This window comes from Streptomyces sp. NPDC047853 (genome assembly GCF_043204535.1).
Classification (GTDB): domain Bacteria; phylum Actinomycetota; class Actinomycetes; order Streptomycetales; family Streptomycetaceae; genus Streptomyces.
The window spans coordinates 14,596-32,611 of record NZ_JBIDCI010000010.1 but is presented as its reverse complement, the minus strand read 5'-3'; the positions used below and the strand labels follow the sequence as shown (position 1 = coordinate 32,611).

Here is an 18,016-nt window from a genome sequence, read left to right as displayed (position 1 = left end):
CGGGGCCCCTCCCCGTTCCGTTCCGGTCGCTCAGACCTGCGCGGGCTCCGGCTCGTCCGAGGCCGCGGCCTGCGGCGGTACGGCGCCGCCCTTCTTCGCCGCGCGCTTCTTCGCGCGGCGCTCCTTGCGCAGCTCCAGCATCGCGTAGAGCGTCGGGACCAGCAGCAGCGTCAGCAGGGTCGAGGTGATCAGACCGCCGATCACCACCACCGCCAGCGGCTGGGCGATGAAGCCGCCCTCGCCGGTGACGCCCAGTGCCATCGGGAGCAGGGCGAAGATCGTCGCCAGGGCCGTCATGAGGATCGGGCGCAGACGGTGCCGGCCACCCTCGATCACCGCCTCGACGACGCCGTAGCCCTGCTTGCGGTACTGGTTGATCAGGTCGATCAGCACGATCGCGTTGGTGACCACGATGCCGATCAGCATCAGCATGCCGATCATCGCCGGGACGCCCATCGGGGTGCCCGTGGCCAGCAGCAGGCCGATCGCGCCGGTCGCGGCGAACGGGATGGACACCAGCAGGATCAGCGGCTGGGCCAGCGACCGGAAGGTGCCGACCAGCAGCATGAACACGATCGCGATCGCGGCGAGCATGGCCAGGCCCAGGTTGACGAACGCCTCGTCCTGGTCGGCGGTGACGCCGCCGATCTCGGCCGTGGCACCGGCCGGCAGCTCCAGCCCGTTGATCTTCGACTGGAGTTCCGTGCCCACCGCGCCGGTGTTGTCACCGGTCGGCTTGGCCGTGATGGTCGCCGCCCGCTGCCCGTCGATGCGGGTCATGGACACCGGGCCGTCCACCAGCCGCACGGTGGCGATGTCGCCGAGCTTCGCCGGGCCCAGGTTCAGGGCCCTGAGCTGGGCGATGGTGGTGGCCGGCTGGGCCGACCTGATGACGACGTCGCGCTCGGTGTCGTCGAGGACCGCCTTGGCGGCCGGGGTGCCGCGTACCGCCTGGGCGACGGCCGCGCCGAGCGTCTGGTCGCTGAAGCCGGCCCCGGCCGCCTTCGCGTTGGCCTTGACCGAGATGCGCGGCACGCTCTGCGCCAGGTCGCTGGTGACGTCGGTGACGTCGTCGAGACCGGCGACGGTCCCGCGGACCTTCTCGGCGGCCTCGCGGAGCACCTGCGCGTCGGCCGCCTTGACGACGACGCTGAGGTCCTGGCTGCCGAAGCCGTCACCGGCGGCGACGGTGGTGGTGCCGATGCCGTCGAGCTTCGCGAGCCCGTCCTCGATGTGGTCCTGGACGGCCTCGGCGTCGGCCGAGTCCTCCAGCATCAGCTGGTACGAGGCCTGGTTGGTGTCCGTGCCGCCGCCGAAGGCGGCCATGAAACCGGACGAGCCGATGGTGACCTGGAAGTCCTTCACACCCTCGGTGTCGCCGAGCAGCTTCTCGACCTTCTCCGCCTGCTCGTCCGTCGCGCTCAGGCTGGTGCCGGGCTTCAGCTCCTGCTTGATGCTGAGGACCTTCTGGTCGCCCTGGTCGAAGAAGTTGGTCTTCAGCAGCGGCGCCATGCCGAACGTGCCGAGCAGGACGACGACCGCGATGGCCAGGCTGGTCAGGCGGCGGCGGGTGGCGAAGCGCAGCACGGGGACGTAGAGGCGCTGGAGGCGGCTCTTCGCCTCCTTCTCCTCGGCCAGCCGGCGGGCCTCGGCCGCGTCCTCGGGCGTGCCCTTGGGCGGACGCAGGAACCAGTACGACAGCACCGGGACGACCGTCAGCGACACCAGCAGGGAGGCCAGCAGCGCGGCGGTGACGGTGAGGCTGAAGGAGCCGAACAGCTCGCCGACCATGCCGCCGACCAGGCCGATCGGCAGGAACACGGCGACCGTGGTCAGCGTCGAGGAGGTGACCGCTCCGGCGACCTCGCGGACGGCCTTGAGGATGGCCTCCTGGCGCTCCTCGCCGTAGCCGAGGTGCCGCTTGATGTTCTCCAGGACCACGATCGAGTCGTCGACGACCCGGCCGATGGCGATGGTCAGCGCGCCCAGCGTCAGCATGTTCAGCGACAGGTCGCGCGTCCACAGGACGATCAGCGCCAGCACCACCGACAGCGGGATGGAGACCGCGGTGACCAGGGTGGAGCGGATCGACGCCAGGAAGACCAGGATGATCAGGACGGCGAAGAGCAGGCCGAGGGCGCCCTCGGTGGTCAGGCCCTCAATGGCCTTGGAGACCGCCGGGCCCTGGTCGCTGACGACGGTGAGCGTCGCGCCGGAGCCGAGCTGCTCGCGCAGGTCGGGAAGCTTGTCCTCGACGGCGTTCGAGATCGCCACCGCGCTGCCGTCGTGGTCCATCGTGACGGCGACGGAGAGGCTCGGCTCGCCGTTGGTGCGGGTGAGGGAGTCGGCCTTGGCCTCCTCCTCCTTGACGGTGGCCACGTCACCGAGGCGGACGGGCTCGTCGACGCCCTCGCCGGTGACCATGAGGTCCTGGATCTGCCGCAGCGAGGTGAAGCCGCCGCCGACCTGGACGGTGCGGTTGGCGCCGCCCTCGTCGAAGGAGCCCGCGGGGACGGTCGCGCCGCCGGCCTGGAGGGACTGGGCGAGGACCTGCGGGGCCACGCCGGCCTCGGCCAGCTTCGCCGGGTCCGGGACGACGGTGACCTGGAGGTCCCGCACGCCGTCGACCACGACCTGGGCGACGCCGTCGATGTCCTTCAGCTCGGCGACGACCGTCTTGTCGAGCTGGTCGGCCAGCGCCTGCTGGTCCTTGTCGGAGGTGACGGCGAGGACGACGGTGGGGATGTCGTCCGTCGAGCCGGAGATGACCTGCGGGTCGACGTCGTCCGGGAGCTGCGCGCGGGCCCGGTTGACGGCCTGCTGGACGTCGGCGACGAGCTGCTGGGTGCCGTTGCCGTAGTCGAAGGACGCCATGATGACGGCGTTGCCCTCACTGGCCGTCGCGGTGATGCCGGAGATCCCGTCGACGGCTTCGAGGCTGTCCTCGATCGGCTCGACGACCTGCTTCTCGACCACGTCCGGCGAGGCACCCTGGTAGGGCGCCAGCACGGACACCATGGGCAGTTCGATGGTGGGCAGCAGCTGCTGCTTGAGCTGGGGGATGGCGATCGCGCCGAAGACGAGCGCGACGATCGACATCAGGCCTATCAGGGCCCGTTGCGCGAGGCTGAATCTCGACAGCCAGGACATGGGTCAGGGTCTCTCTTCTGTGGCCGAGCGGGGGACGGAGCACATGTGAGCGCCGGACGCGGGCGCCACCGGCTCACGGGTGACCGCCCACCCCAACACCCTGGGCCATGAACGGCCCCGGTTCCCTAAGCCCCAGGTCCATTTCCTTATCCCGCGCATACTCCGGCCGCAGTACACCCGGGTCGGGGTCACTCCACCCTCGGACGTACCAGCCCGGACTCGTACGCGATGACGACGAGCTGGGCCCGGTCGCGGGCGCCCAGCTTGGACATGGCCCGGTTGACGTGCGTCTTCACCGTGAGCGGGCTGACCTCCAGCCGCTCGGCGATCTCGTCGTTGGAGAGTCCGCCGGCGACCTGGACCAACACCTCGCGCTCGCGCACGGTCAGCGTCTCCAGGCGCTCGGCCCGGGCGGGGTCGCGCTCCTCGCCCGCCGTGCCCTCCTGGGCCAGGAAGCGGGCGATCAGCCCCTTGGTGGCGGCCGGGGACAGCAGCGCCTCGCCGCCGGCCGCGACCCGGATCGCGCTGAGCAGTTCCTCGGGCTCGGACCCCTTGCCGAGGAAGCCGGAGGCACCGGCGCGCAGCGACTGCACCACGTAGTCGTCGACCTCGAAGGTGGTCAGTATGACCACGCGGACGTGGGCGAGGGAGGGATCGGCGCTGATCATGCGGGTGGCGGCGAGGCCGTCCGTACCGGGCATCCGGATGTCCATCAGCACCACGTCGGCCCGCTCCTCGGCGGCCATCCGTGCCGCCTGGGCACCGTCGGACGCCTCCCCCACCACCTCCATGTCGGGCTCGGAGTCGACCAGCACCCGGAAGGCGCTGCGCAGCAGCGCCTGGTCGTCGGCGAGCAGGACACGGATCGTCATACGGGGTCCTCCGCGGCATCGGTGCGGTGTCTGACCGGCAGGATCGCATGGACCCGGAAACCGCCCCCGTAGCGGGGACCGGTGGTGAGGGTGCCGCCCACGGCGGCGACGCGCTCGCGCATGCCGAGCAGGCCGTGTCCGCCGCCGTCGGCGCCGGTCCCCGCCGGAGCGCCCGGGGCGCCGGGCACGCCCGGGGCGCCGTCGTCGATCACGGTGACCTCGATGTCAGGCCCCACCCGCACGACGCTGACCTCGGCCTTCGCCCGCGTCCCCGCGTGCTTCTGCACGTTGGTGAGCGCCTCCTGGATGATCCGGTAGGCGGCCAGGTCGACCGCGGCGGGCAGGTCGGTGCCCTGGTCCGCGCGGGCCACCTCGACGTGCAGCCCGGCGTGGTGGAAGGTGGCGACCAGTTCGTCGAGGCGGTCCAGGCCGGGCGCGGGCTCGGTCGGTGCCTTGGGGTCGCCCGACTGACGCAGCAGGCCCACGGTCGCCCGCAGCTCGTCCAGTGCCGAGCGGCTGGCCGCCCGTACGTGGGCGAGGGCCTCCTTGGCCTGGTCGGGCCGCTTGTCCATGACGTGCGCGGCGACCCCGGCCTGGACGTTGACCAGCGCGATGTGGTGGGCGACGACGTCGTGCAGGTCCCGGGCGATGCGCAGCCGCTCCTCGGCGACGCGGCGGCGGGCCTCCTCCTCGCGGGTGCGCTCGGCCTTCTCGGCCCGGTCCCGGATGGCCTGCACGAAGGCGCGCCGGCTGCGCACCGCGTCCCCGGCGCTGGCGCCGATGCCGGTCCAGGCGAAGACGGCGAGGTTCTCCTGGGCGTACCAGGGCAGGGGCCCGGCCAGCATGGCGGCGCCGGTGAGCACCGTCATGGTGAGCAGGCCGGCCCGCCAGGTGGTGGGGCGGTCGGTGGAGGCGGCGACGGTGTAGAGGGCGACCACGGTGGACATGACGACCGGGGCGCGGGGGTCGCCGGTGACGCTCTCGACGACGGAGACGCAGCCGGTGACCGCGAGGACCACCAGCGGAGCACGCCGGCGGAAGACGAGCGCGGTGGCGCCGACGGCCATGAGGGCCAGGCTCAGCACGTCGGGGGTCCGCAGGCCCCAGGTGACGCCCTCGGGGCCGTGCGGGTCCACGAAGGAGCCGGCGACCATGCACAGCAGGACGGCCGCGGCGAGGGCGGCGTCCAGTGCCAGGGGATGGGCGCCGAGAGTGCAGCGGGCGCGGGCGAGGGTGCTCACGGCTGTTCACGGTAGCCGCAGTGGGCGCGGCCCACGGGCGGGGCCGGATGCGGGGCGCGCTGCCGGGGGCCTCCGCCCCCGGGTCCCCGCCTCGGCCGCGACGACCTCGCGCCCGGACGCCGGACGGGCCGACGGTGGAGGTCGGCCGTCACGCGCCGCCCGGGATGAGACCGTCGTCGCTCAGCAGCTCCCGGACCTCCTCCAGCGTCGCGTCAGGCGACGGGAGGATGAGGTCGGACGGCTCCAGGGTGTCGTCCGGGAGCGGCTCGCCCAGTTCGCGGACCTTGGCCAGGAGGGCCTGGAGGGTCGCGCGGAAACCGGGGCCGTCGCCGGTCTCCATCTCGGCCATCAGCTCGTCGTCCAGCTTGTCCAGCTCGGCGAGTCGGCCGTCGGCCAGCGTCAGCTGGCCCTCCCCCATGATCCGTACGATCATGTCGCCCTCCTAGGCGTGCCCTACTGCTTGTCGAAGCGCGGGGTGTCCTGCGGCTGCTGCTGGGACTGCTGCTGCCCCTGTCCCTGACCGCCCTCCAGGGCCTGCCGGTCGGAGGTGGGGCCGCCGGCCAGCTCGGCCTTCATCCGCTGCAGCTCCAGCTCTACATCCGTACCACCGGAGAGCCGGTCCAGCTCGGCCTGGATGTCGTCCTTGTGCATGCCGGACTGGTCGTCGAGGGCGCCGGAGGCGAGCAGTTCGTCGATGGCGCCGGCCCGGGCCTGGAGCTGGGCGGTCTTGTCCTCGGCACGCTGGATGGCGAGGCCCACGTCGCCCATCTCCTCGGAGATGCCGGAGAACGCCTCACCGATGCGGGTCTGCGCCTGGGCGGCGGTGTACGTGGCCTTGATGGTCTCCTTCTTCGTACGGAAGGCGTCCACCTTGGCCTGGAGGCGCTGGGCCGCGAGGGTGAGCTTCTCCTCCTCGCCCTGGAGGGTGGCGTGCTGCGTCTCCAGGTCGGTGACCTGCTGCTGGAGCGCGGCGCGCCGGGAGAGCGCCTCGCGGGCGAGGTCCTCCCGGCCCAGCGCCAGCGCCTTGCGGCCCTGGTCCTCCAGCTTGGACGACTGGGACTGGAGCTGGTTGAGCTGGAGCTCCAGGCGCTTGCGGCTGGTCGCCACGTCGGCGACGCCGCGGCGCACCTTCTGCAGCAGCTCCAGCTGTTTCTGGTACGAGTAATCGAGGGTCTCGCGCGGGTCCTCGGCCCGGTCAAGGGCCTTGTTGGCCTTCGCGCGGAAGATCATCCCCATACGCTTCATGACACCGCTCATGGGCTTCGCGCGCCCCCTTCTGACCGACTCCGGCTCCAGCACCTGCGACAGGACCCACAGTACGGGCCCTGCATCCATTACCGCACTGTTCGGGGACGGATGCGCTCATCCCCAAGGACGACTGCGTGCCCTCCCGGTCCGGCGTAGGGAGTAGGTGCTCCCCGGGGTCGCCCCCGATGGCCGGTGTCCGGGGCGGTACGCAACGTCCCGTCTGTCCCCCTTATGGACGACCGGCGTTGCCGGATCGTTCCCCACCGGGCTGGGGTCCACGCCCGTGCACCCCGTACCCTTGGGTTTTGTGTTCCGTAGCCGTGCCAAGGATGAGAAGGCCCAGAGCGCCGTCAGCGCGCCGGTGACCGACTCCAATCAGCCCCGCGACCCGCAGGCCCCGAAGGGCAGGCCGACGCCCAAGCGCAGTGCGGCCCAGTCCCAGCGCCGCAGCGTCGCCCAAACGCCGATGACGCGCAAGGACGCCGCCAAGCGCCAGCGCGAGGAGCGCCGGACCGCCATGGCGCGGCAGCGCGAAGCCCTGGCCAAGGGTGACGAGCGGTACCTGCCGGCCCGCGACAAGGGCCCGGTCCGCAAGTTCGCGCGCGACTTCGTCGACTCGCGGTTCAACATCGCGGAGTACTTCCTGCCGATGGCGGTGGTCATCCTCGTACTGAGCATGATCCGCGTGGCCTCGCTGCAGAACGTCGCGCTGCTGCTGTGGCTGGTCGTGATCGTGCTGATCGTGCTGGACTCGATCGTCACCGGCTTCCGGCTGAAGAAGCGGCTCGCCGAGCGCTTCCCCGACGACCGCAAGCGCGGCGCGGTCGCCTACGCGCTGATGCGCTCCCTCCAGATGCGCCGGCTCCGGCTGCCGAAGCCTCAGGTCAAGCGCGGGGAGCGGCCCTGAGCACGACGCCGTTGGCCGGCGGCGCCGCCGACGCCTGGCTCGGCTCACTGGGCGGTCTGCGGGACGTCGTACGGCAGGAGCTGGTGGCCCGGCACCTGGACGAGCAGATAGCCGGGCGCTTCCCGGTCGGCAAGCGGCTGCGGGTGCTCGACGTCGGCATGGGCCGGGGCGCCCAGTCGCTGCGGCTGGCGCGGGCCGGTCACCAGGTGACCGGCCTGGAGCGGGACGCCGTGCTGATCGCCGCGGCCCGCGAGGCCCTGGCCGGTCAGCCCGAGGGCATCCGGGAGCGGATGCGGATCGTCGAGGGTGACGGCCGGGACACCGGCGTGCACTTCCTGCCGGGCAGCTTCGACGTGGTGCTGTGCCACGGCGTGCTCATGTACGTCGAGGAGCCCGACCCGCTGCTTGCGGGACTGGCCCGGATGCTCGCCCCGGGCGGCCTGCTGTCGCTCCTGGTGCGCAACGGCGACGCGCTCGCCATGCGCCCCGGCCTGGACGGCGAGTGGGCGGGCGCACTGGCCGCCTTCGACACCACCCACCTGCTGCCCCGGTCCCGCAGCGAGTCGGACGGAGCGGCGCCCGCCCGGACCCGTCCCGGCGTCCGCGCGGACCGGCTGGCGACGCTGACGGCGAAGCTCGCGGGCATCGGCGCCCCGCTGCACACCTGGTACGGCGTCCGGGTCTTCACGGACACGGCACCCGACGACGCCCCGGTCCCGGACGACCTCGACGCGCTGCTGGCCGTCGAGGACCGGGCGGGCCGGACCGACCCGTACCGCGGGGTGGCGGCACTGCTGCACCTGTGCGGGGTGCGGGGCTAGGGCCGACGGCCCCCGTGCGGGCCGACGGCCTCCGCGGCGGGCCCGACGATCCCCGTGGTGGCCCGGCGGCCGTGGTGGCCCGACGATCCCCGTAGCCCCCGCGGCTCGGTAGCGGCCCCGCAGACCTCCGTGAGCGGCCCCGCGGCCCCCGTGGCGCCCGACGGACTCAAGCGTGGCCCGGCGGAGTCCACCGCGGCCCCGCAGACCCCCGTGAGCGCCCCCACGGCCCCGTGGCGTCCCACGGTCTCCAGCGTGGCCCGGCGGAGTCCACCGCGGCCCCGCAGACCCCCGTAAGCGCCCCCACGGCCCCGTGGCGTCCCCACGGTCTCCAGCGTGGCCCGGCGGAGTCCACCGCGGCCCCGCAGACCCCCGTAAGCGCCCCCACGGCCCCCGTGGCGCCGACGGTCTCCAGCGTGGCCCGGCGGAGTCCACCGCGGCCCGGCGTTCCTCCTCGCGGCCCCGCGGCCCCGCGCCCGTTCGGGTGTTCACCGGGGGCCGGTGTTCCGGCGCGCGGTGAGACTCGGGGGCATGGACGCTTCCCGTACCCGCGCGCCGCGGCCGTTCGGCCCGGCCGCCGCGGTGGCCTGCTCCCTGCTGTTCGCCGCCGGCTGCTCCGGTCCGGGCGCCGGTGCCGGCGAGGGCGACACGGCGCAGGCCGCCGCGCCCCGCGCGGCCAACGCCCTGCAGAGCGACTACCAGCGGGTGATCAACGACGTGCTCCCGTCGGTCGTGCAGATCCAGGCGGGCGACTCCCTGGGCTCCGGGGTCGTGTACGACGGCAAGGGGCACGTCGTCACGAACGCGCACGTCGTCGGGGAGAACCGGTCCTTCCGGGTGACGACCGCGCGGACCGAGGACACCCTCACCGCCGAGCTGGTCTCCTCCTACCCCGAGCAGGACCTCGCCGTCATCAAGCTGGACCGGGTGCCCGACGGCGTCAGGGCGGCCCGCTTCGGGGACTCCGCGAAGGTCGAGGCCGGGCAGATCGTGCTGGCGATGGGCTCACCGCTCGGCCTGTCCTCCAGCGTGACGCAGGGGATCGTGTCGGGGACCGGGCGGACCGTCACCGAGGGGCGTGCCGACGGCGGTACGGGCGCGACCATCGGCAACATGGTGCAGACGTCCGCCGCCATCAATCCGGGCAACAGCGGTGGTGCCCTGGTGAACCTCGACGGCCAGGTCGTCGGTATCCCGACGCTCGCCGCCACCGACCCGGGCCTCGGCGACGGCGCGGCGCCCGGCATCGGGTTCGCGATCCCGGCGTCGATGGTGCGGACGGTCGCCGACCAGATCGTCGCGGACGGCCGGGTCACCGACTCGGGCCGGGCCGCGCTCGGTGTCACCGCCCGTACGGTCGTCGACGACGGCAACCGGCCCGCGGGCGTCGCCGTCGTCGAGGTGAGTGACGGCGGGGCGGCCGACGAGGCGGGACTGCGTCCCGGTGACGTGATCGTCCGGCTCGGCGACACGGACGTCACCACGCTCACCTCGCTGGCCGAGGCGCTGGCGTCGCTGCGACCGGGCGACCGGGTGGAGGTGACGTACACCCGCGACGGCGACGAGCGCACCGCCGAGGTGACGCTGGGCGAGCAGTGACGGGAGCGGGGCCGGCCCGGTCGGGCGGGCCCCGCCGGCCCGTCAGGCCTCGGCGTCCTCCGCGTGCAGGCTCATCGGGCCGTAGATCTCGGTGGAGTCCTCGAACAGCCGGACCTGGTCGGTGCCGCCCTCCTTGAGGTCCTTCCAGTACTCACCGATCCAGGACTCGGCGTCCCCCTGGGTGGTGAACTCCTCGGGCTGCACCGCGGGCTGGACCTCCGTCCCGCCGGCCGTCTCGAACCGCCACGTCCATGCCGCCATGTACGCCTCCAAGATGTGAGCACATGCAGAGCGGAAGCCGGATCTTGGTCCGGCCTCCGCCCGCAGCCTATGCGCTCGGCCGGGCGTGCCGTGGACGACCCCGGAACACGCTCCGCGGCGCAGGCGCGCCGCAGGGGGGGTCTCGGGCGCGCACGTCGCCGGGTCACCGGGGAAGATCGGTGCGTGGACGTGACTCTGCTCGGCACCGGTGCCCCCGCGGGACTGCCCCGCCCCGACTGTCCCTGCGCGGCGTGTGCCGCGGCGCAGGGCGAGAACGCGCGCGCGGCGACCGCGCTGCTGGTGGACGGGGCGATGCTGCTCGACCTGACGCCGGGCGCCGCGTTCGCCGCCGCGCGCGCCGGGCACTCCCTGACCGGCGTGCGGCAGGTGCTGCTGTCGCACCCGCACGACGGGCCCGCCGTGGAGGTGCCGGCGGGACTGCCGCAGCCGGGGCGGGTGCCCGACGGGCGGGAGCTGGCGCTGCTCACCGGGCACCGGGTGCGGGCGGTGGCGATGGACTCGCCGGGTACCGGGTACGCCGTGACCGGCCCCGACGGGCAGCGGCTGCTGTACCTGCCGCCGGGTGGCGCGCCGGCCGGTCTGGAGGAGTCCCCCGAGTCCTACGACATGGTCCTCGCGGACGTCGTGGGGCGGCCGGACGCGCTGGCCCGGCTGCGGGCGGTGGGCGCCGCGGGACCGACGACGGACGTGGTCGCCGTCCACCTGGGCCACGACGTGCCGCCGGGCCGGGAGTTGGAGCGGCGGCTCGCGGCGGCCGGGGCGCGGGCCGTGCCGGACGGGACGACGCTGGCGGTGGGCGCCTACGAGGACGTGCCCGACGTGCCGCGGCGCACCCTGGTCCTGGGCGGCGCCCGGTCGGGGAAGTCGGTGGAGGCGGAACGGCGCCTGGAGGCCTTCCCGGACGTGCTCTACGTGGCCACCGGGGGTTCCCGGGCCGGCGACACCGAGTGGGCGTCCCGGGTCTGCGCGCACCGCGAGCGGCGCCCGGGGTCCTGGCGGACCGCCGAGACGTGCGACCTGGTGCCGCTGCTGAAGGACGAGGGTCCGGCACTGCTCGTCGACTGCCTGTCCCTGTGGCTGACGGACGCGATGGACGCCGTCGGGGCGTGGGACGACGCGGAGTGGGCCGACGGCGGCCAGCGGGCCCTCAGGGACCGGGTGCACGAGCTGACGGAGGCGGTCCGCGCCACCCGGCGCACGGTCGTCGCGGTGTCGAACGAGGTCGGCTCGGGGATCGTCCCGGCCACCGCGTCGGGACGCCGCTACCGGGACGAACTCGGGCGCCTGAACGCGGCCTTCGCCGCCGAGTGCGAGCAGGTACTGCTGGTGGTGGCGGGCCAGGCGCTGGTGCTACGGGGCTGAGGCGTCCTTGCGCGCGACGACCCGGTGGCTCCGGGCGCCGGTGAGCACCGTGCAGCCCCGGGCCGCCAGTTCGGCGCGGAGGTCCGCCGGGTGCGGGGCACCGGGCGGGAGGGCGAGCAGCCGGCGCGGGTCCGCCACGTCGACGAGCAGGTGGCCGCCGGGGCGCAGCGCGTGCAGGGCGGCGCGCAGTTCGGCGCGCGGGTCGGGGACGCGTTCCAGCTGCTGGAAGAGGCTCACCACGTCGTAGCGGGCCCGCAGCCGGGCCGCGATGTGCGGGTCGGTGAGGCGGCCGACGAAGGCCTCCTCGACCCGCTCGACCGCGCGGGCGCGCAGGACGCGGTGGGTGGGGTCCAGGCCGTCGAAGGACGTGTACGGGAAGTGGGCGCGCGCGGTGTGCGGGAAGTCGGCGTCGCCGGTGCCCACGTCGAGCCAGCTCTCCGGCTCGGGGCAGTGGCGCAGCAGCGCCCTGGCGGCCAGGCCGTGGCGCAGCCGTACGCCGGCCCGGACCAGCGGGTGGTCCGGCGGGCCGTCCGCGCGCGCGGGGTTGTGGAAGGTGTGCCGGCAGTCCCGGCACCGGACGAGGACGGACCGGCCGGGAGGAGGCGCGGACCGGCCCGGAGGAGGCGCGGACCGCCGCGGGTCCGCGCCGCGGGTGCGCAGCCGCCGCGAGCCGCACCAGGGGCAGTCCCCGCGGTGCGGCCCGTACCGCGGCACGGGAGGCACCAGGGGCACGGGGGGCGGCGTCGAGGGGGCGGGGGGTGCGGACACGGGCGACTCCCGACGCGAGAGGGGACGTACGACAAACCACGCAAAACGTTACGTAGGTGATCGCGTTCCGGAGCGCAACGACGCCGCCCGGGCGCGGTGCGGACGGGCCCGCCGTGGTGTTCGACCGGGGCCGGTACTGTTCGGCGAATGAGCTCGCTGAATCTCGACGACTTCACCGATCTGATCGAGCGGCCCGACGGCGGGGTGCGCCGCGACGCCGAGGCACGCCGGGAGCGTCAGGTCGTCCCGCCCGGATCGCTGGGCCGCCTGGACGACCTGGGCGAGTGGCTGGCGGCGGCGCAGTCGGCCGTACCGGTGCGGCCGGTCGAGCGGCCCCGGGTGGTGCTCTTCGCCGGTGACCACAAGATCGCCGAGCTGGGCGTCTCGTCCCGGCCCGCGGGCGGTGCGGGTGAACTGGTGCGCGAGGTCCTGGAGGGCGGCCGGCCCGTGTCGGTGCTCGCCCGGCGGCTGGGCGTGCCGGTGCGGGTGGTGGACATGGCCCTGGACTGCGACCCCGAGACGCTCCCGGCCGAGGTCGTACGGCATCGGGTGCGGCGCGGCGGCGGGCGCATCGACGTCGAGGACGCGCTGACCGCCGAGGAGGCGGAGGCCGCCTTCCGGGCCGGGATGGCGGTGGCCGACGAGGAGGCCGACTCCGGTACGGACCTGGTGGTGCTCGGCGACCTGAGCGTGGGCGGGACCACGGCGGCGGGCGCGCTGGTCGCCGCGCTGTGCGGGACCGACGCGTCGGTGGTCACCGGGCGGGGCGGGCTGGCCATCGACGACCTGGCCTGGATGCGCAAGTGCGCGGCGATCCGGGACGCGCTGCGGCGCGCCCGGCCGGTGCTCGGCGACCAGTTGCGGCTGCTCGCGACGGTGGGCGGCGCCGACCTCACGGCGATGACGGGCTTCCTGCTGCAGAGCGCGGTGCGCAAGGTGCCGGTCGTCCTGGACGGCGTCGTGACGGCCGCCTGCGCGCTGGTCGGCCAGCGGGTCGCCTTCCGGGCCCCCGACTGGTGGCTGGCCGCGCACGACAGCGGGGAGCCGGGCCAGGCCAAGGCGCTGGACCGGATGGCCCTGGAGCCGCTGCTGTCCCAGGGCGTGACCGTCGGCGAGGGCACGGGCGGCCTGTTGGCCCTCCCCCTGGTCCAGGCCGCGGCGGCCCTGGCCGCGGAACTGCCGGAGCGGCCGGAGGCGGCGGAGGACTCCGCCGAGGAGAAGGCGGAGGACACGGAGCGGGACTGACGCTCACGGCCGGCTGTGTGCGGGCCACCCGGGGGCAGTCGGGCCACCCGGACTCGGTGCCGCGCCGTCACCGCCGGCCCGGCACCGGGTCCGGGCGTCCCCCGATCCAGTCCTGCACGGCGCGGCTGGGGCCGGCCCAGCGGCGGTCGTGGTGGTAGGCGCGCAGCCGGGACTTCGCGCGGGCGCGCGGACGGCTCCCGTAGAAGCGGCGGGCCCAGGGGGAGCCGGGCCGGGCCAGGCGGACCGCGCCGACCAGGGCGACGACGGGGACGATCACGCCGAAGATCGCGAGCCGCCCCTTGCCCTTGGCGAGGGCGAGGAGCGCGAAGAAGAAGTTCCCGGCGACGGTCGCGATGACGTTGGCCCGGTCCTGTCTCTCGTCCGGGGAGAGGCCGTCGACGCCGAACGGCGTGAAGCCGGCGAGCACGAGCCCGACCAGGGCCGCGGTGACCACCACGACCTCCACGCTCTTGCGGCCGGCCTCGGTCCAGTACACGTCGTCGAGGTGCAGGATCAGCGCGAACTCGTCCAGCACGAGCCCCGCTCCGACACCGAAGACCACCGCGGCCAGGGCGGAGCCGATCCCGTGCCGGCCTCCCGCGACCGCGCAGAAGCCGCCGATGACGGTGAGGACGATCCCCGGGACGACGTGGTGGATGTGCACCCCGCCCGCCTGGACGTTGCCGAACGGCCCCTTGCCGGCCCGGATGAGGCGGGTGACGACCCGGGTGATCACGAAGGTCAGGACGAAGGCCCCCAGGGCGAGGAGCAGCGGCAGCTTGCCGGGTTCGATGATGTTGCGCTGCCACCAATCTCCCATATGCGCACTTTATCCCGAGGGGTCGCCGACGCCCTGGTGACCGCCGGGTAGTCTGCGCCGGTGCCCAGGACGCTCCCCTCCCCCGACGGTCTCCGTTTCGCCTTCGGCACGCTCACCGTCTTCCCGGTCGAGGTGACCCGCTGGGACCGCGAGGCCGCCCGCGGCGGCATGCTGTGCGCGCCGCTGGCCGGGCTGGCCGTCGGCGTCGCCGCCGCGGCCGCCGGGCTCCTGCTGCTGTTCCTGGGCGCGGGGAGCCTGCTCGCCGCGGTCGCGACGGCCGCCGTGCCCGCCGTGCTCACGCGGGGGCTGCACCTGGACGGGCTGGCCGACACCGCGGACGGGCTGGGCAGCGGGAAGCCCGCCGCGGACGCGTTGCGGATCATGAAGCAGTCGGACATCGGGCCGTTCGGCGTCCTCGCCCTGGTGTTCGTGCTGTTCGCCCAGGTGGCCGCGTTGGCGCAGGCCTACGACGGCTCCTGGACCCGGGGGGCGCTCGCCGCCGTGGTCTCGGCGACCGCCGCCCGGCTGGCGCTGACGCTCGCCGCCCGGGCCGGGGTGCCGGCCGCGCGCCCCGAGGGGCTGGGCGCGGCGGTCGCCGGGGTGGTGCCGGTGGGAGCCGCGCTGGCGGTCACCGCCGTCGTCACCGCGGCCGGTGCGGTCGCGGGCGCGTCCGGCGGGCCGTACGACGCGGTCCGTACGGCGCTCGCCGTGCTGTGCGCCGTCGCCGTGGCGGAACTGCTGCTGCGGCACTGCGTCCGCAGGTTCGGCGGCGTCACCGGCGACGTCTTCGGCGGGGTCGCGGAGACGGCGGCCACGGCCTCGCTGGTCGTGCTGGTCCTCGGCTGACCCCACCCGCGCGGGCGGCTCAGCAGGCCTCCCGCTCCGCCCCCAGCTCGTACTCCTTGCGCATCGAACTGAGCCGCAGCGCGCGGGACTCGGGGCAGAAGCGTTCCGTCGGCAGCTCGTACTCGACGTGGAAGACGGCCTTGTCCGCGTCGATGAACGGCTTGTTGTCGGCGCACTCGCCGTACTGGGCGCACTGCTCGTTGACCGCGAAGTCGAAGTCGTCCACCAGTTCCGGGATCTGGTCCAGGTCGTTCTTCAGGCCGACGGCCAGGCCGCGGTCGTGGGCGAGTCGGGCGATCAGCCGGTTGTAGCGCAGCTGGTCGTCGGCGGTGAGCGGGAAGCCGGTCTCGTTGCGGTAGCCGTCCATGTTGTCCGGCTCGACCGCGTCGAAGCCCTTCTCGCGGCACATGTCGAGGCGTTCGGCCATGAGCGGCTCCAGGACGTCCGTCGCGCGGATGTCCAGCCAGCGCTCGCCCTCCCAGCCGTTGCCCTCGCCCAGCACCGACTCCGGGAACGCGTCGGCGTCCGGCCGGAAGTCCTCCCAGGCGCCGGTGGACAGGTAGCAGATGACCTTGCGCCCGTCCTCGTGCAGCGCGGCCACGGTGGACGCGGGGTGGTCGAAGCCGTCGATGTCGTAGACCGGGACGTCGACGGACGTGTCGAGCCTGCCGCTGAGCTGCCACTGCCAGGCGGTGCCGGGCCGCGGCTGCCAGTGGCCGGCGGCTTCCCCGTCGTCGGGGGGCGACGACGAACAGCCCGCGAGCAGCAGGAGGAGGGCTGTCGACAGGACCGGGCGTCTCACGGGGTGCTCCAGGGTGTGGGGTGGGCGGGGGCGTACCCCGGGAATGATCTCCCACCCCGGGGGCGGCACGGGAAACGGCGGCCCCGCGGGAGGGAGCGGAGGCGGGCGCGAGCGTAGGCTCGTGCCCGGTGTTCGCCTGCCCGGGCGGAGACCGCGAATCAGGAGGGATCTAGGGTCGGTTGTCGGGCCCGGTCGACCCACCCGCATTCGGCCATACAAGACTTCATACGGAAGCGAGAAATCACCACCGTGACTGCTCTCACTCTCTCCACCGCCGCGGTGCCCGGCCTGCGGGCCGACGCGATCGTGATCGGTGTCGCCAAGGGCGCGGCATCCGGGTCCCAGGGCCTGGTCGTCGCACCGGGTGCCGAGGCCGTGGACAAGGCGTACGACGGCCGGCTCGCCGGCGTCCTGGAGACCCTCGGTGCCTCGGGCGCCGAGGGCGAGGTGACGAAGCTGCCCGCGCCGGCCGGCTTCAAGGCACCCGTCGTGGTGGCGGTGGGCCTGGGCGCCGAGCCCGAGAAGGACGCCGGGTTCGACGCCGAGGCGCTGCGCAGGGCCGCCGGTGTGGCCGCCCGCGCGCTGGCCGGCGCCAAGAAGGCCGCCTTCGCCCTGCCGCTCGCCGAGGCCGCCGACGCCGGCGCCGTCGGTGAGGGCGTGCTGCTCGGCGCGTACCTCTTCGACGCCTACAAGGAGTCCGGCAAGGACGCCAAGGCGAAGAACGGCAAGGCACCGCTGGCCGAGGCGACGCTGCTCGGCGGCAAGCCCCGCGACAAGGCGTTCAAGGCCGCGATCGAGCGCGCCACCGCCGTCGCCCAGGAGCTGAACCGCGCCCGCGACCTGGTCAACACCCCGCCGAACGACCTCGACCCCGAGGCGTTCGCGGCGGTCGCCCAGGCCGCCGCGAAGGAGCACGGCATCAAGGTGCAGGTGCTCGACGAGAAGGCCCTCACCAAGGGCGGTTACGGCGGCATCCTCGGCGTCGGCGCCGGCTCCGCGGCCGGCCCGCGGCTGGTGAAGCTGTCCTACACCTCGTCCAAGGCCAAGAAGTCGCTCGCCTTCGTCGGCAAGGGCATCACCTACGACTCGGGCGGCATCTCGCTGAAGCCGGCCGGGCACAACGAGACGATGAAGTGCGACATGGCCGGCGCCGCCGCCGTGTTCGCCGCGGTCGTCGCCGCCGCACGCCTCGGCCTGGAGGTCAACGTGACCGGCTGGCTGGCGCTGGCCGAGAACATGCCGTCGGGCTCCGCCACCCGCCCGGGTGACGTGCTGCGTATGTACAGCGGCAAGACCGTGGAAGTGCTCAACACCGACGCCGAGGGCCGGCTGGTGCTCGCCGACGCGCTCTGGGCGGCCTCGCAGGAGAAGCCGGACGCGATCATCGACGTGGCGACGCTGACCGGCGCGATGATGCTGGCGCTGGGCAGCCGGACGTACGGGATCATGGCGAACGACGACGCGTTCCGCGCCGCGGTGCACGAGGCGGCGGAGGAGGTCGGCGAGCCGGCCTGGCCGATGCCGCTGCCGGAGCACCTGCGCAAGGGCATGGACTCGGCGACCGCGGACATCGCCAACATGGGCGAGCGGATGGGCGGCGGCCTGGTGGCCGGTCTGTTCCTGCGCGAGTTCGTCGGCGAGGGCATCACCTGGGCGCACCTGGACATCGCGGGTCCGGCCTTCAACGAGGGCGGGCCCTTCGGGTACACCCCCAAGGGCGGCACCGGCACGGCCGTGCGGACGCTGGTGCGGGTCGCCGAGCTGACGGCCGCGGGCGACCTCGGCTAGCGACGCCCTCGGGGGTCGCGGGTGAGGTGCGGCGGGCCCGTCGCGGCCCGCCGCACCCACGCCGCACAGCCGCGGACGAGCACGGCCCGCGCCCCCGGGACGCCTCCGTCGGCCTTGTGACAGGAAAAGGTGCGACGTCTCACACACCGGCCCCACGTCTCGTCGGCCCCTTACAAGTGCGAAGATGGGGCTCGGCAGGACAGGGCCCCACCTAAGGGCCGAGAACAATGAGCGGCCGGACACCAGCCGCCGACCGGTCACTGGAGAC

At 74.2% G+C, this 18,016-nt stretch carries 16 protein-coding genes; 7 read left to right on the top strand and 9 right to left on the bottom strand.

Annotation, left to right across the window (positions count from 1 at the left end; genetic code table 11):
• Positions 1-30: 30 nt before the first annotated feature.
• The 5 genes from ACGF5T_RS19755 to ACGF5T_RS19735 all read right to left on the bottom strand — a co-directional run bounded on the left by ACGF5T_RS19755 (position 31) and on the right by ACGF5T_RS19735 (position 6,508).
• Positions 31-3,150, bottom strand: a complete 3,120-nt coding sequence (locus tag ACGF5T_RS19755; protein WP_366767886.1) for an efflux RND transporter permease subunit — start codon at positions 3,148-3,150, stop codon at positions 31-33.
• Between the two features lie 188 nt (positions 3,151-3,338).
• On the bottom strand, positions 3,339-4,022 hold the full coding sequence (locus tag ACGF5T_RS19750; RefSeq protein WP_356610620.1) for a response regulator transcription factor: 684 nt from the start codon (positions 4,020-4,022) through the stop codon (positions 3,339-3,341).
• Positions 4,019-5,263 carry a histidine kinase gene (locus ACGF5T_RS19745; RefSeq protein WP_366767885.1) on the bottom strand — a complete coding sequence of 415 codons (1,245 nt, stop codon included), beginning with the start codon at positions 5,261-5,263 and terminating at the stop codon, positions 4,019-4,021. The genes ACGF5T_RS19750 and ACGF5T_RS19745 overlap by 4 nt, the downstream gene beginning before the upstream one ends.
• A gap of 148 nt (positions 5,264-5,411) precedes the next feature.
• Complete coding sequence (locus tag ACGF5T_RS19740; RefSeq protein ID WP_356610622.1) at positions 5,412-5,696, bottom strand: hypothetical protein; 285 nt, start codon at positions 5,694-5,696, stop codon at positions 5,412-5,414.
• A gap of 20 nt (positions 5,697-5,716) precedes the next feature.
• The gene (locus ACGF5T_RS19735) at positions 5,717-6,508 is read right to left on the bottom strand and encodes a PspA/IM30 family protein (RefSeq protein WP_356610623.1); all 792 of its coding nucleotides are present in this window, start codon (positions 6,506-6,508) and stop codon (positions 5,717-5,719) included.
• A 271-nt stretch (positions 6,509-6,779) separates the two neighbouring features.
• On the opposite strand from ACGF5T_RS19735, the gene ACGF5T_RS19730 reads away from it, so the two are divergent.
• From ACGF5T_RS19730 to ACGF5T_RS19720, 3 genes are all read left to right on the top strand, one after another.
• Positions 6,780-7,418, top strand: coding sequence for a DUF3043 domain-containing protein (locus ACGF5T_RS19730; RefSeq protein WP_356610684.1), 639 nt, complete (start codon positions 6,780-6,782; stop codon positions 7,416-7,418).
• Positions 7,419-7,501: 83 nt separating this feature from the next.
• Positions 7,502-8,239 carry a methyltransferase domain-containing protein gene (locus tag ACGF5T_RS19725; protein ID WP_356610685.1) on the top strand — a complete coding sequence of 246 codons (738 nt, stop codon included), beginning with the start codon at positions 7,502-7,504 and terminating at the stop codon, positions 8,237-8,239.
• 528 nt (positions 8,240-8,767) lie between these two features.
• On the top strand, positions 8,768-9,835 hold the full coding sequence (locus tag ACGF5T_RS19720; protein WP_356610624.1) for a trypsin-like peptidase domain-containing protein: 1,068 nt from the start codon (positions 8,768-8,770) through the stop codon (positions 9,833-9,835).
• A gap of 42 nt (positions 9,836-9,877) precedes the next feature.
• On the opposite strand, the gene ACGF5T_RS19715 is transcribed toward ACGF5T_RS19720, so the two are convergent.
• The gene (locus ACGF5T_RS19715; RefSeq protein WP_053129646.1) at positions 9,878-10,096 is read right to left on the bottom strand and encodes a hypothetical protein; all 219 of its coding nucleotides are present in this window, start codon (positions 10,094-10,096) and stop codon (positions 9,878-9,880) included.
• A gap of 183 nt (positions 10,097-10,279) precedes the next feature.
• On the opposite strand from ACGF5T_RS19715, the gene ACGF5T_RS19710 reads away from it, so the two are divergent.
• Positions 10,280-11,479, top strand: a complete 1,200-nt coding sequence (locus ACGF5T_RS19710; RefSeq protein WP_366767884.1) for a bifunctional adenosylcobinamide kinase/adenosylcobinamide-phosphate guanylyltransferase — start codon at positions 10,280-10,282, stop codon at positions 11,477-11,479.
• Here the strand turns inward: ACGF5T_RS19710 and ACGF5T_RS19705 are convergent.
• The gene (locus ACGF5T_RS19705) at positions 11,468-12,247 is read right to left on the bottom strand and encodes a class I SAM-dependent methyltransferase (protein ID WP_361011581.1); all 780 of its coding nucleotides are present in this window, start codon (positions 12,245-12,247) and stop codon (positions 11,468-11,470) included. The two genes, ACGF5T_RS19710 and ACGF5T_RS19705, sit on opposite strands and share 12 nt — an antisense overlap.
• A 147-nt stretch (positions 12,248-12,394) precedes the next feature.
• Between ACGF5T_RS19705 and cobT the strand changes: the two genes are divergently transcribed.
• Positions 12,395-13,492 carry a nicotinate-nucleotide--dimethylbenzimidazole phosphoribosyltransferase gene (cobT, locus tag ACGF5T_RS19700; protein WP_361011578.1) on the top strand — a complete coding sequence of 366 codons (1,098 nt, stop codon included), beginning with the start codon at positions 12,395-12,397 and terminating at the stop codon, positions 13,490-13,492.
• A gap of 67 nt (positions 13,493-13,559) precedes the next feature.
• Here cobT and ACGF5T_RS19695 read toward each other — a convergent pair whose 3' ends face one another.
• Entirely contained in the window at positions 13,560-14,312 is a 753-nt protein-coding gene (locus tag ACGF5T_RS19695) for a hypothetical protein (protein ID WP_361011576.1), read from the bottom strand.
• A 60-nt stretch (positions 14,313-14,372) separates the two neighbouring features.
• Here ACGF5T_RS19695 and ACGF5T_RS19690 point away from each other — a divergent pair, with 60 nt between their 5' ends.
• Positions 14,373-15,158 (top strand): adenosylcobinamide-GDP ribazoletransferase, encoded by a 786-nt coding sequence (locus ACGF5T_RS19690; RefSeq protein ID WP_361011573.1) that lies wholly within the window; start codon positions 14,373-14,375, stop codon positions 15,156-15,158.
• 19 nt (positions 15,159-15,177) lie between these two features.
• Here ACGF5T_RS19690 and ACGF5T_RS19685 read toward each other — a convergent pair whose 3' ends face one another.
• Positions 15,178-15,960 (bottom strand): endo alpha-1,4 polygalactosaminidase, encoded by a 783-nt coding sequence (locus ACGF5T_RS19685; RefSeq protein WP_356610630.1) that lies wholly within the window; start codon positions 15,958-15,960, stop codon positions 15,178-15,180.
• Between the two features lie 249 nt (positions 15,961-16,209).
• On the opposite strand from ACGF5T_RS19685, the gene ACGF5T_RS19680 reads away from it, so the two are divergent.
• Entirely contained in the window at positions 16,210-17,748 is a 1,539-nt protein-coding gene (locus ACGF5T_RS19680) for a leucyl aminopeptidase (RefSeq protein ID WP_361011570.1), read from the top strand.
• The last annotated feature ends 268 nt before the right edge of the window (positions 17,749-18,016 follow it).